Annotated in this window: 10 protein-coding genes and 1 riboswitch; of the genes, 3 read left to right on the forward strand and 7 right to left on the reverse strand. The window is 69.0% G+C overall.

Annotated features, from left to right (window positions below; all coding sequences use genetic code 11):
• Positions 1-197: 197 nt before the first annotated feature.
• The gene (locus tag M2283_RS24820; protein WP_280878545.1) at positions 198-1,253 is read right to left on the reverse strand and encodes a CHRD domain-containing protein; all 1,056 of its coding nucleotides are present in this window, start codon (positions 1,251-1,253) and stop codon (positions 198-200) included.
• A gap of 145 nt (positions 1,254-1,398) precedes the next feature.
• Positions 1,399-2,409 carry a polyprenyl synthetase family protein gene (locus M2283_RS24825; protein WP_280878546.1) on the reverse strand — a complete coding sequence of 337 codons (1,011 nt, stop codon included), beginning with the start codon at positions 2,407-2,409 and terminating at the stop codon, positions 1,399-1,401.
• 241 nt (positions 2,410-2,650) lie between these two features.
• Between M2283_RS24825 and M2283_RS24830 the strand changes: the two genes are divergently transcribed.
• The 3 genes from M2283_RS24830 (at position 2,651) to M2283_RS24840 (ending at position 7,105) form a co-directional block, all read left to right on the forward strand.
• The gene (locus tag M2283_RS24830) at positions 2,651-4,153 is read left to right on the forward strand and encodes a peptide MFS transporter (protein WP_280878547.1); all 1,503 of its coding nucleotides are present in this window, start codon (positions 2,651-2,653) and stop codon (positions 4,151-4,153) included.
• A gap of 28 nt (positions 4,154-4,181) precedes the next feature.
• Positions 4,182-6,185: a CocE/NonD family hydrolase gene (locus tag M2283_RS24835; protein ID WP_280878548.1), complete on the forward strand. Its 2,004-nt coding sequence runs from the start codon at positions 4,182-4,184 to the stop codon at positions 6,183-6,185.
• A 271-nt stretch (positions 6,186-6,456) separates the two neighbouring features.
• Positions 6,457-6,619: riboswitch (cyclic di-AMP (ydaO/yuaA leader) on the forward strand.
• 3 nt (positions 6,620-6,622) lie between these two features.
• Complete coding sequence (locus M2283_RS24840) at positions 6,623-7,105, forward strand: transglycosylase SLT domain-containing protein (protein WP_280878549.1); 483 nt, start codon at positions 6,623-6,625, stop codon at positions 7,103-7,105.
• 123 nt (positions 7,106-7,228) lie between these two features.
• Here the strand turns inward: M2283_RS24840 and M2283_RS24845 are convergent, their stop codons facing one another.
• The 5 genes from M2283_RS24845 to M2283_RS24865 all read right to left on the reverse strand — a co-directional run bounded on the left by M2283_RS24845 (position 7,229) and on the right by M2283_RS24865 (position 12,556).
• Entirely contained in the window at positions 7,229-8,041 is an 813-nt protein-coding gene (locus M2283_RS24845) for an HAD family hydrolase (protein ID WP_280878550.1), read from the reverse strand.
• Between the two features lie 85 nt (positions 8,042-8,126).
• The gene (locus M2283_RS24850; RefSeq protein WP_280878551.1) at positions 8,127-9,155 is read right to left on the reverse strand and encodes a LacI family DNA-binding transcriptional regulator; all 1,029 of its coding nucleotides are present in this window, start codon (positions 9,153-9,155) and stop codon (positions 8,127-8,129) included.
• A 205-nt stretch (positions 9,156-9,360) separates the two neighbouring features.
• Positions 9,361-10,242: a carbohydrate ABC transporter permease gene (locus M2283_RS24855; RefSeq protein ID WP_280878552.1), complete on the reverse strand. Its 882-nt coding sequence runs from the start codon at positions 10,240-10,242 to the stop codon at positions 9,361-9,363.
• Positions 10,239-11,225 carry a carbohydrate ABC transporter permease gene (locus M2283_RS24860; RefSeq protein ID WP_280878553.1) on the reverse strand — a complete coding sequence of 329 codons (987 nt, stop codon included), beginning with the start codon at positions 11,223-11,225 and terminating at the stop codon, positions 10,239-10,241. The genes M2283_RS24855 and M2283_RS24860 overlap by 4 nt, the downstream gene beginning before the upstream one ends.
• On the reverse strand, positions 11,222-12,556 hold the full coding sequence (locus M2283_RS24865) for an ABC transporter substrate-binding protein (RefSeq protein WP_280878554.1): 1,335 nt from the start codon (positions 12,554-12,556) through the stop codon (positions 11,222-11,224). Before M2283_RS24865 ends, M2283_RS24860 begins: the two co-directional genes overlap by 4 nt.
• Positions 12,557-12,771 lie beyond the last annotated feature (215 nt).

Consider the following 12,771-nt stretch of genomic DNA (forward strand, 5'->3'; position numbering starts at 1 on the left):
GGTGAGGAGTGGTGTTTTCCGTGGTTTCCATCTGACCAAATCGGCGGGAGGTAAGCGTCAGACCCCGGACTCAACTCGATGTACACCTGCGGGATGACATGAGGAGGCGGCGCCTCCCCCGACCCGTAGGGGTCGTGTCGGGGAGGCGCCGCCCGGATGAGCTTGCGTCAACTGGCGTGCCGGCTCTGCCGGGAGGCTCAGCCCCGCAGGAAGACGTAGTCCGCCTGGTAGGGCACGCCCACGATCGTGCCGGGTGTGCAGGAGCCGGTCGGGGCGACCCCGCCGACGGTGTTCAGGCGCAGGATCTCGGTGGTGTGCGCGAGCAGGCCGTGGTGCTTGCCGGAGCGGGTGGCCTTGAGGTCGAGTTCGGGGATGTTGGCGTCGCCGTTCGCGGTCTTGGTGATGACCGCGCCGGTGACCGCGCTGCCGTCGGGCGCGATCCACTGCGGCGTACCGGAGTTGGGCTTGACGAAGGTGTGCTTGATGCTGCCGCCGAGCAGGGCGCTGACGTCCCGCTGGGCGAAGGCGTACCCGCCGCCCTCGGCCGGCTTGCACTCGTAGATCTGCCTGCCCTTGACCACGGAGGCCTGGAAGTTGTGCAGGGCGTCGCGGAAGTCGAAGTCGGCGACCGTGACCTTGTGGAGCTGGCCGCGGACGGCGCCGCCCGGGAACTGCGCGGTGTGCAGGTTGGCGTAGAAGGCGCCGGGGTCGGACTTCAGGGCGTCGAGCAGGGCCCTGTCCCTGACCTTGACGGTGCCGGTGACGCTGTGGTTCTTGATCTTGCCGAGCAGCTTGGTGAAGTCGACCTTGACGCCGCCGTTGGTGCCCTTGGCGCCCTGGTGGATGTGGAGCATGGTCGGCCGGCCGGTGCCGCGCCAGGTCACGGCGACGGAGACCTTGTCGCCCTTGACCTTGATGAACTCGACGGCGGCGCCGTCCTTGTCGCCGACGGCGGGGCCGCCGGCCACGGGCACCTCGTTGCCGCCGCGCAGGCTGGTGGCGAGCAGGGTTCCTCCGGTGCCGCCGGAGACGGTGCCGCTCTGCGTGACGATGTCCTGGCCCATGACGGCCGAGTCGTCCATGCCTTTCATGTCTTTCATGTCGCCCATGCCGGCGGAGTGGCTCGCGTGGTCGGCGCGGGTTCCTCCGGAGGCGAAGGCGGGAATCACCGCGGCGGAGATTCCGCCGGCGGCCGCCACCGCGACCGCGGTGACGATGAGGCTCTTGCGGCGCTTCGAGAACGTCGTGTTCATGCCCATGATGCTGTTTTCTCCCCGTATTCAAGCCGACGCCCCCTGCGTCAGCTTCTGGGCATGAATTCGGAGCAGATCTCAGATTGGATTTAGTCCAGAGGTGTGACGTGTATCACCTAGCCGTGGTCACCGTGCCGAGCGTGCCTCAGCCCGCGCGGTGCACCACCGCGTCGCACAGCTCCACCAGCGCCGACTTCGCGTCGCACTCCCGCAGCGGCGCCAGCGCGGCCCGCGCGTCCTCGGCGTACCGGACCGTGTCCCGGCGTGCCTGCTCCAGCGCGGGGTGTTCGCGCAGCCCGGCCAGCGCCTCGGCGTGCCGTGCGTCGTCGGTCAGGTCGGAGTCCAGCAGCTCGCACAGGGCGATGTCCTCGGCGAGCCCCAGCCGCGCCACCCGCTCGCGCAGCCGCAGCACGGGCATGGTCGGGATGCCCTCGCGCAGGTCGGTGCCCGGCGTCTTGCCGGACTCGCGGGTGTCGGACGCGATGTCCAGGACGTCGTCCGCGAGTTGGAAGGCGACACCGAGCCGCTCGCCGTACTGCGTGAGCACGTCGACGACCGTCTCCTCGGCGCCCGACATCAGCGCGCCGAAGCGGCACGAGACCGCGACCAGGGAGCCCGTCTTGCCGGCGAGCACGTCCAGGTAGTGGTCGATCGGGTCCCGTCCGTCCTGCGGACCCGCGGTCTCCAGGATCTGGCCGGTCACCAGGCGTTCGAACGCCTCGGCCTGCACCCGGACCGCCTCGGGGCCGAGGTCGGCCAGGATGTGCGAGGCGCGCGCGAACAGGAAGTCACCCGTGAGGACGGCCACCGAGTTGCCCCAGCGGGTGTTGGCGCTGTCGACCCCGCGCCGCACCGTCGCCTCGTCCATGACGTCGTCGTGGTACAGCGTCGCGAGGTGGGTCAGCTCCACCACCACCGCGGACGGCACGATCCCCGGCGCGTAACGGTCCCCGAACTGCGCGGCGAGCATCACCAGCAGCGGACGGAACCGCTTGCCGCCGGCCCGTACGAGGTGCTGCGCGGCCTCCGTGATGAAGGGGACCTCACTCTTGGTGGCTTCGAGCAGTCCCTCCTCGACAGCCGCCATCCCGGCCTGGACATCGGCTTCCAGAGCCTGGTCCCGCACGCTCAGCCCGAACGGCCCGACGACGGTCACGAGGGATCTCCTGTCTGCTGGTGTCCACGGGTGGTTACACGGTTTGTCGATAGGTCGCTGCCATCACTCAAGTCAGCGTATCCGGTCAAGTTTCGATCACCGATGCCGCCCACGCGTGCTGCCCTGGCGGGCACGGATGCCACCCGCCCGTGCAGCCCGGGCGATATCCGATCACGACGGGTATGTTTTTGATCACTTGATAAGGACGGACATTTATCGACTTACATGGAAGTAGTGGAGCGTGTCCCGAACCGAGGTAGACGTCGAACCCGAGGACCAACCGCCGCCCGAGGACGACCACGCCTTCTTCGGCCAGCCGAAAGGCCTGCTCACGCTCTCCGGCCTGGAGGTCTGGGAGCGCTTCTCGTTCCTCGGCATGCAGGCCATCCTCGTCCTCTACTTCGCGGACACCGTCGCCCACGGCGGCATGGGCATGTCGGCCGGCACCGCCGCCTCCGTCTCCGCCGCCTACGGCACCCTCGTCTACCTGGTCTCGGTCGCCGGCGGCTGGCTCGCCGACCGCATCCTCGGCTCGTACCGCTCGGTCCTGTGGGGCGGCGTCCTGATCGCCTGCGGCCACTACGCGATGGCCGTGCCGACGGGGACGATGACCTGGGTCGGCCTCGGGCTGATCAGCGGGGGCACCGGGCTGCTCAAGCCCAACGTGGCCACCATGGTCGGCAAGCTGTACCGCACCGACGACGAGCGCCGGGACGCCGGTTTCGCGCTCTACTACATGGCGATCAACGTCGGCGCCTTCGCGGGACCGCTGATCACCGGCTGGCTCGGCGACCACAAGGGCTGGCACTGGGGCTTCTCGGCGGCGGCGGTCGGCATGACCTTCGGGCTGATCCAGTACGTCGCGGGCCGCCGTCACCTGGCCGGGCGCAGGAACACCGCGGAGTTCGCGCTCGCGCCGGACGCGATGCGCCGGGCGGTCCGGCTGATCGTCGTGGGCGTGGTGGCCGTGGCCATCCTCGCCACCCTGCTCGCCGGCGTCGGCTGGCTGACCATGGACCGCTTCGTCGACCTGCTCACGGTGGTCTCCGTGATCGCGCCGGTCGTCTACTTCGCGGTGATGTTCATGAGCCCGCGCGTGACACCCGACGAACGCGGCCGACTGCGCCCGTACATCGTGCTGTTCCTCGCCTCGACGGTCTTCAACTTCATCCTCTTCCAGGCGTACTCGACGATGATGCTGCTGGCCTCGACCAACGCCGAGACGTCCATTCTCGGCTTCGACTTCCCGGCCAGCTGGTACGCCTCCGCGCTGGGCGCCTTCGAGGTCGGACTCGCGCCCGTGGTCGCCGCGCTGTGGGTCCGGATGGGCCCGCGTCAGCCGCACGCCTCCACCAAGATCGCGATCGGGGTCGTGCTGGGCGGCCTGTCCTTCCTGCTGATGGTCCTGCCGACCAGCGGACACAGCGGCGACGACTACCTGATGTCGGTCTGGTGGATCGTCGGCTCGTACCTCCTGCTCGGCCTCGGCGACATCCTCCTGGAGACCTCCGGCATGTCGGCCACCACCAAGCTCGCCCCGGCCGCCTTCTCCAGCCAGACCATGTCCCTCTGGTTCCTGTCCCTCGCGCTCGCCAACGGCATCCAGGCCCAGACGGTGAAGCTCTACGACGACGTCTCCAAGCCGGCCTACTTCGGCGTCAACGGCGCGATCGCGGTGGCCGCGGGCCTCGCCGTGATGGCCGCGGCGCCCTGGCTGCGCCGCACGATGCACCCGGTCCACTGAAGTCCACGGAGCCCCAGGGGTCACGCTCATGCGCATCCGAACGTCCTTCCCTTACGAGACGACTCACGAGGACCTCCGTGTCCGGCTTCCCGACGGAACGCGTCTCTACGCACGCGTGTGGCGACCTCTCACCGAGGAGCCCGTACCGGCGCTTCTCGAATACCTCCCGTACCGCCTGACCGACTGGACCGCGCCCCGCGACGCCCAGCGTCATCCCTGGTACGCCGGGCACGGTTACGCCTCCCTCCGGGTCGACGTGCGCGGGCACGGCAACAGCGAGGGCGCACCGGGCGACGAGTACGACGCACAGGAACTCGCCGACGGGGTCGAGGTGGTCAACTGGCTTGCCGCGCAGCCCTGGTGCGACGGCAAGGTGGGCATGTTCGGCATCTCCTGGGGCGGCTTCAACTCCCTCCAGCTCGCGGCCCTCGCGCCCGAGCCGCTCAAGGCGGTCGTCACCGTCTGCTCCACGGACGACCGCTATGACAACGACGTGCACTACATGGGCGGTTCCGTCCTCGCGGTCGACATGCACGCGTGGGCGGCGACCATGCTCGCCTTCGTCTCCCGCCCGCCGGACCCGCTCTTCGTGGGCGAGGAGTGGCGGGACATGTGGCTCAAGCGCCTGGAGACCGTCGACCCCTTCATCCACACCTGGCTGGCCCACCAGACCCGGGACGACTACTGGCGCCGCGGCAGCGTCTGCGAGGACTACGACGCGATCGGCGCGGCCGTCCTGGCGGTGGGCGGCTGGCACGACCCGTACCGCGACACCGTGCTGCGGCTCGTCGAACACCTCCCGGCGGACCGGGTACGGGGACTGATCGGCCCGTGGTCCCACCAGTACCCGGACCGCGGCCTGCCGCCAGGACCCGCGATCGGCTTCCTCCAGGAGACCCTGCGCTGGTGGGACCACTGGCTCAAGGGCAAGGACACCGGGGTCATGGCCGACCCCCTCCTGCGCGCCTACGTCAGCGACTCGCACCCTCCGGCCACGGTCTACGACACCCTGCCGGGCCGTTGGGTCGGCGAGCCCGCGTGGCCCTCGCCGCACGTCAAGACGACGACGTACGGCCTGCGGGGCGCCCCCGCGATCGTGCGCTCCCCCATGCAGACCGGGGTGGACGCGGGCCGGTTCTTCCCCTTCGGGAACGACGCCGATCTGCCGCCGGACCAGCGGGACGAGGACGCGCGCTCGGCGTGCTTCGAGTTCGAGGTGCCGGACGAGACCTGGGTGCTGGGGCGGCCGAAGGTGCGGCTGCGGCTGGCCTCGGAGGTGGCTCGGGGGCAGGTGATCGCCCGGCTGTGCGACGTGGCCCCCGACGGGTCCTCGACGCTGGTCACCCGGGGTGTGCTGAACCTGTCGGCCCGGTACGGGCGGGAGCGGGCGGTGCCCTGGACGCCGGGTGCCGTGGAGGACGTGACCTTCGAGCTGAACGGCATCGGGTACGCCTTCCCGGCCGGGCATCGCATCCGGCTCGCGGTGTCCTCGGCGTACTGGCCGTGGATCTGGCCCCAGCCGGAGTCGGCGGCCGGCTTCACACTGGACCCGGAGGGCAGCGCGCTCGAACTCCCGGTGCGGGAGCGGGAGTCGACGGACGAAATTCGCTTCGGCGAACCCGAGCAGGCCGAACCGCTCGGCGTGAACTACCCGGCGACCCTCGACGAACCGCGGCCCGAACGGCTGGTCGTGCGGGATGTGGCGAAGGGCGAGTGGCGGCTGGAGGTCGACCCGCGGTACGGCGGCACCCGGGTGTACCCCGACGGTCTTGAGTTCACCGAGGACGCGCTGGAGACGTACACGATCGACGAGACGGATCCGCTGTCTGCCCGCACCCGCTCGGACTGGTCGATCCGGCTGCACCGCCCCGAGCTGGCCTGGGACACGACCGTGCGCACCCGCTCGGAGATCAGCTGCGACGGAGAGGACTTCGTCACGTCGAACGAGGTGATCTGTACGGAGGGTGGAGAGGGCGGCGAGGTGATCTTCCACCGGACGTGGGAGAAGAGGGTTCCGAGAACTGCCAGTTGAGGATGAATGCCCGTTTTGCCGCTCTTAATCCTGCCGTGACTTGGGTCACGCGTTTCTGTGCGTGGCCTGTGCTCCGAGATGTCTACGTTTCCCCTTTCACCGCTTGACAGTTGACCCTTGGCAGGCGCAAAGGATCAAGCGCCTCATAGGCCTCAGACCAAGGTCAATAGGGTCGATGTGTGAATCCGGTACTTGTTCCGGACATGTGCTCTCGCATACGTTCCCGCCCTGTCGGGTGGAACGCCGAATCCTGCCGCCGCCCGTCACCCCAGTCACGAACTCACCGCACGGCAGGAGCGGGGGACCCAGGTAAGTCGCCGGACCGGTCATCGCGCCGGGACGGCTAGGGGTTAAGTCACGTCCGCGAGGACGTGGCCGGGCACCTCCCAGCCCGAACCCGACAGCTCACCTCGCAGGCGACGGAGAGGAACCTCGTCATGCCTGCATCCGCTCAGCACCGCCGCACCCGCAACTCCCGCCTCGCCCGCAAGCTCGCCGTGCTCGGCACGGGGGCCGCGGTGCTCGCCCTCCCGGTCATCGGCGCGACCACCGCGTCCGCGGCGCCCTCGTCGACCGTGACCGCCGCGTCGCTGGGGTACTCCAACACCCTCGACGGCTGGATCCGCGCCTCGCTCCAGGTCATGGCGCAGAACGGGATCCCGGGCACCTACGACGGCATCTACCGCAACGTGATCCGTGAGTCGTCCGGCAACCAGTACGCCATCAACAACTGGGACTCCAACGCCGCCGCGGGCACCCCGTCCAAGGGCCTGCTCCAGGTGATCGACCCGACGTTCGCGGCGTACCACGTGGCCGGCACGTCGTTCGACCCGTACGACCCGGTCGCGAACATCACGGCCGCGTGCAAGTACGCTGCCGCGGTTTACGGCTCCATCGACAACGTCTACGGCGCGTACTGACTCCGTCGGATTGGCCGCGATGGGTAGTGCCGCGATGTGTTGTTTCGCGGCTGCGAGTCCGTCGTGGCTGGTCGCGCAGTTCCCCGCGCCCCTGAGAAGGCCCTTCGGACCCATCAGGGGCGCTCAGGGCTGGGGGAACAGTCTTTCCAGGACTACGGCGATGCCGTCTTCCTCGTTCGACAACGTCACCTCGTCTGCCACCGCCTTGAGTTCGGGGTGGGCGTTGGCCATGGCTACGCCGTGGGCGGCCCAGTCGAACAGGGGGATGTCGTTGGGCATGTCGCCGAAGGCGATCGTCTGGTGGGGGCCCAGGCCCAGGTGACGGGCGGCCAGGGCGAGGCCCGTTGCCTTGGTGACTCCGCATGGCTGGAGTTCGACGGTGCCGGGGCCCGACATGGTGACGGTGGCCAGTGAACCGACCACTGTGCGGGCCGTGGTGGCCAACTCGTCGTCGGACAGGTCGGGATGGCGCAGCAGCACCTTGCTGATCGGTTCGTGCCACAGGTCGTCGCGTCGGCCGACCCGGACGGCGGGCAGCGTGGGGTGCGGCATCAGGTAGCCGGGCTCGATGAGCGTGAGTCCGTCGACGCCGTCCTGGTCCACGGCCGCGTACACCTGCCCGACCTCCGCCTCGATCTTGCCGAGCGCGGTCTCCGCCAACTCCCGGTCCAGCGTGACCGACCAGAGCAGACGGTCCGCGCCGGCGTCGTACACCTGCGCGCCCTGCCCGCACACCGCGAGCCCCTTGCTGCCCAGGTCGTCGAGGAGCGGTCGCACTCTCGGGGCCGGCCGTCCCGTCACGACGAGGTGGCGGGCCCCGGCGCCGGTCACCCGCGCGAGCGCGGCGAGGGACCGGTCGGAGAGGGTGTCGTCGCCCCGGAGCAGTGTGCCGTCCAGGTCCGTGGCGATGAGTGAATATGCGAGGGGTGCGGCCATGATCAGAGAATACGGATGGAAAGCCCGGCTAACTCGACGCGAACCGGACGGTTGCTGCCTACATATGCGTTGACCGGAGTTCGGGTCACGCCGACTCGCGAATCACCAGCTCGGTCGGCAGCAGCACCCCCGCCGTGTCCTCGCCCGCGATCTGCGCGAGCAGCATGCGGACCATCTCGGCGCTGATGCGGTCGTAGGGCTGGCGCATGGTGGTGAGGGCCGGGGTGCCGGCGGTGGCCGCGGCCGAGTCGTCGAAGCCTCCGACAGCGATGTCATCGGGGACCGAACGGCCGGACTGCTGAAGGGTGTTGACGACTCCGAGGGCCATCAGGTCGGAGGCGACGAACACCGCGTCGAGGTCGGGGGCCTGTGCCAGGAGTCGGCGGGCGGCTTCCTCGCCGCCGGTGCGGCGGTAGTCGCCCTCGACGACGAGCGCGGGGTCGAGGGGCAGGCCCGCCTCGGTGAGTACGTCGCGGTAGCCGGCCAGGCGGTCGGGGCCGCCCGCCGTATCGAGCGGTCCGGTGACCATGGCGATACGGCGTCGGCCGCGGGCGATGAGATGGCGCACCATCTCCTGGGCGCCCTCGCGGTCGGCCGCCGCCACGTAGCTCACCTTGGAGCCGAGGCCGACCGGCTTGCCGCAGGCCACCAACGGGATGCCGGCGTCGCGGAGTTCGGCCGCGACCGGGTCTCCGCTGTGGTTGGAGACGAGGAGTACGCCGTCGACGTGGCCGGAGGTGATGTACCGGGTCAGGCGGCGCCGGTCGTCCTCGGACGAGGCCAGCATCAGCAGCAGCGGGATGTCGTGCCGGGCCAGATGCTCGGTGCAACCCCGCAGCAGCACATTGAAGTTGGGGTCCTCGAAGAACTTCTCCTGCGGCTCGGTGAGGAGGAACGCCACCGAGTCCGACCGTCCCGTACTCAGGCTGCGGGCATGCCGGTTGACGACGTACCCCGTCTTCCTGATCGCCGACTCCACCGCGCGCCCGGCCGCAGGCGAGACGTAGTGCCCGCCGTTCAGGAAGCGGGAGACTGTGCCCCGCGACACGCCCGCCTCGCGGGCCACGTCGTGGATGGTCGGCGGCTTGCGGCGGCCGTTCGAGCTGGTGGTCATGTTCCTCGTTCGTGATGGGGGGCGGTCGGCTGTGGGGGGGGCGCCCGGTTCCTGGGCAGGTCGCGCGAAGCCGGCAGCGGTTCGGCCGCGCCCTGAAGGGGCGCGGGGCTGCGTTTGACTTGCGGCTACCGCCGCGTGGGCGCGACCAGCCACGACGGCGCCGCGGACGAGCGACGGCCCATTCACGGCGCTTCCAGCGGAGCGCTCAGGCTTTGACGGAGCCGCTGAGCAGGTCGAGGGACCAGAAGCGCTGGATCACCAGGAAGAGCGCGATCAGCGGCAGGATCGCGAGGAAACAGCCCATGATGACCAGGGTGTAGAGCGCCGGTTGCGAGGCGCCCTGGTTGAGCAGGGTGTAAAGGCCCAGCGTGATCGGGAACTTGGTGTCGTCCGCGAGCATCACGAACGGCAGCAGGAAGTTGTTCCAGATGCCGACGAACTGGAACAGGAACACCGTGATGAGGCCCGGCATCATCATCGGCACCGCGATCCGCGAGAAGATCCGCCACTCGCTCGCTCCGTCCATGCGGGCGGCTTCGAGGAGTTCGTTCGGCACCGAGGCCGCCGCGTAGATGCGGACGAGGTAGACGCCGTAGGGAGAGAGGATCGACGGCAGCAGCATCGACCAGTACGAGTCGGCCAGGCCCATCTTCGACAGCAGCAGGTACTGCGGGACGGTCAGCACGATGCTCGGCACGAGGACGCCGGCCAGCATCAGCTTGAAGACGAACTCCCGTCCCTTGAAGGCGAATCGGCCCAGTGCGTAGCCGCCGGCGGCCGAGACCGCGGCGGAGAGCAGGGCGCCGCCGCCCGCGTAGAAGAGGGAGTTGAGCATCCACTGCCAGAAGATGCCGTCCCGGTAGGAGCTCAGGTCCTTGAAGTTGTCGACGAAGCCGGAGCCGGGGGCGAAGGTGAACGTGGAGAACAGTTCGCCGCGGCCCTTGCTCGCCGCGATGACCACCCAGACCACGGGGATCAGGCAGTACAGCGAGCCGAGGACCAGCACCAGCGTGGGCACCCAGGCGGTGCGCTTCGGCTTCGCGGGGCCCGGGCGGGCGTCGGTGGCGGTGAGGGTGAGGGGGGTCATGCCCGGTCCTCCCGGGTGTAGCGGTCGGAGACGCGCAGCAGCGTGAAGGAGAGCGCGAAGGTCGCGAGGGCCAGTACCACGGCGGTGGCGGAGGCGCCGTAGATGTCCGACCTGAGGAAGGCGGCGTCGTAGATGGCCATCAGCGGACTCCAGGAACTGGAGAGGCCGTTGGTCAGCGGCTTGAGCGCCATGGGCTCGGTGAAGACCTGGAGCGTGGCGATGACCGAGAAGAAGAACGTGAGCACCAGCGAGGGCAGCACGATCGGGATCTTGATCCGCAGGGCGATCTTCAGGTCGGACGCGCCGTCGATCCTCGCGGCCTCGTAGATCTCCTGCGGGATGGCCCGCAGCGCGGTGTAGATCACGATCATGTTGAAGCCCGTGCCGCCCCACACCGCGATGTTCGCGAAGGACAGGTACAGGTTGCCGCCGTCGAACAGGTCCGGCTGCGGCAGGTTGAACTCGCGCAGGATGTAGTAGAAGGGGCTGACCGTCGGCAGGTACAGGAAGCCCCACATCAGTGCGGCGATGATGCCGGGGACGGCGTACGGCAGGAAGATCGCGAGCCGCGCGAACTTGGCGCTGCGCGCCTGCGGGGTGTCCAGCATCAGCGCGAAGACCAGCGCCAGACCGAGCATCGTGGGGATGACGATCAGGCCGTAGCCGAAGGCGCGCAGGACGCTGTGGCCGAACTCGGAGTCCTCGAACACGGCGGTGTAGTTGCCGATGCCGTTCCAGACCTGCTGACGGGCGCCCTTGCCGAGGCCGATTCCCTTGACCTGGACCTTGTGGAGGCTGAGCCACACCGCGTACCCGATCGGTACGACGGTGAAGGCGGCGAACAGGAGCACGGCCGGGACGAGGAACCAGTACGGCGCGCTGCGGCCACGGCGACGGAGGCGGGGGCGGACGGAGGTGGCGGTGCCGTCCGCCAAGGGCCCGGCCGTCAGCCGGTCGGAGCCCTTGAGCGGAGTGCTGGTCATGCCTCGGTCACCTTGAAGCCCTGCTTCTTCATGTCGGTGAAGGTCTTCGACTGCATGGTGGCCAGCGCGGAGTCGAACTGCGCCGCCTTCTTCGCCTTGGTGGCCGTGCCGAACGCGTCGCTGAAGGTGTCGTAGGCGACCTGGACGTTCGGGCCCCAGGCGGAGGCGGCCGTGGTGGCGGCGATCTTCGCGGCCGTGTCGTAGAAGTCGGTCTGGTTCGGGAAGAACGCGGGCGGGGTGAGGACCGAGCCGGACTGGCCCTTGGTGGCCGCCGGGTAGATGCCGGCCTCCTTGACCAGGGCGGCCAGCGCCTCCGGGTCGGTGTTCAGCCAGTTCGCGAACTTGGTCGCGGCCTCGGCGTGCTTGGAGTCGGTGGAGACACCGGTGGAGGAGCCGCCCCAGCTGCCGGTGACGTCCTCGCCCGCGCTCCACTGCGGCAGCGGCGCCATCCGCCACTTGCCCTTGGTGTCGGGGGCCGAGCTGACGAGCACACCGGGCGCCCACACGGCGGAGACCCAGGCGAGGTGGGTGCCCTTGTTCAGGGCGTTGTTCCAAGCCGGCGTGTACATCGGCTGGTTGTCGATCGCGCCTTCCTGGACCAGCCCGCCCCAGAAGTCGGTGACCTTCTTGGTGGCCGCGTCGTCGATGCCGACGGTCCACTTGCCGCCGCCCTCCACGGTCCACCACTTGGCACCGGCCTGCTGCGCCAACCCGGCGAACAGACCGGGGTCGTTGGACGAGAACGTCGTCAAGTAGGCGTTCGGGACCGCCTTCTTGGCGGCGCGGGCGGTCTTGGCGAACTCGTCCCAGGTGGTCGGGACGGTCAGGTTGTGCTGCTTGAACAGGTCCTCGCGGTAGAAGAACATCAGCGGCCCGGAGTCCTGCGGTATCGCGTAGACCGCGTCGGTGCCGAGCGTGACCATGCCCCAAAGGCCCTCGGCGAACTGGGACTTGGCGGACTTCGCGTACTTGGAGATGTCCGCGAGGACGTCGTTCGACACCAGCGTCGGCAGCGACTGGTACTCGACCTGGATGAGGTCGGGTGCGTTGCCCGCCTTCTTCGCGGTGATCAGCTTGGAGACGATGTCCTTGCCCGCGGCCTGCTTGGAGACGGTGACCGTGATGTCCGGGTTCTTCTTGTTCCAGATCGCGGCGACCTTTTCCATGTTCGGCGCCCAGGCCCAGTAGGTCAGCTTGACGGGCCCGCCGCTCTCGCCGGAGTCGTCGTCGGAACCGCCGCAGGCGGCGAGGGTGCCGGTGAGGCCGACAGCTGCTGCCCCGGCAAGGATGCTGCGCCTGCTGAGTTGATGGCGGTGGATCGACATCTTCATCTCCCCTGACTGAACGGCTCTGACTGAACGGCTCTGTGATCGTGCACAGTAGAGAATCGTTTCTGACCCTTGTCAATGGATGAAGCCTGGGGTTATCTACCTGTTGTCGACGGATGACGCCTGCAATCAACTATGTGCACGATCACAGAAACAGCCGCGATTCAGTCGCGATCCGGTCGCGTTCCAACCGCCTCAGTCGCCGACCCCCGGGAGCG

The organism is Streptomyces pseudovenezuelae, assembly GCF_029892565.1.
Classification (GTDB): domain Bacteria; phylum Actinomycetota; class Actinomycetes; order Streptomycetales; family Streptomycetaceae; genus Streptomyces; species Streptomyces pseudovenezuelae_A.

Excerpts from the sequence above, each read along its gene's own strand:
- M2283_RS24845 (WP_280878550.1), bottom strand. The coding sequence starts at position 8,041 with ATGGCCGCACCCCTCGCATATTCACTCATCGCCACGGACCTGGACGGC.
- M2283_RS24820 (WP_280878545.1), bottom strand. The coding sequence starts at position 1,253 with ATGAACACGACGTTCTCGAAGCGCCGCAAGAGCCTCATCGTCACCGCG.
- M2283_RS24840 (WP_280878549.1), top strand. The coding sequence starts at position 6,623 with ATGCCTGCATCCGCTCAGCACCGCCGCACCCGCAACTCCCGCCTCGCC.
- M2283_RS24855 (WP_280878552.1), bottom strand. The coding sequence starts at position 10,242 with ATGACCCCCCTCACCCTCACCGCCACCGACGCCCGCCCGGGCCCCGCG.
- M2283_RS24860 (WP_280878553.1), bottom strand. The coding sequence starts at position 11,225 with ATGACCAGCACTCCGCTCAAGGGCTCCGACCGGCTGACGGCCGGGCCC.
- M2283_RS24835 (WP_280878548.1), top strand. The coding sequence starts at position 4,182 with ATGCGCATCCGAACGTCCTTCCCTTACGAGACGACTCACGAGGACCTC.
- M2283_RS24850 (WP_280878551.1), bottom strand. The coding sequence starts at position 9,155 with ATGACCACCAGCTCGAACGGCCGCCGCAAGCCGCCGACCATCCACGAC.
- M2283_RS24865 (WP_280878554.1), bottom strand. The coding sequence starts at position 12,556 with ATGAAGATGTCGATCCACCGCCATCAACTCAGCAGGCGCAGCATCCTT.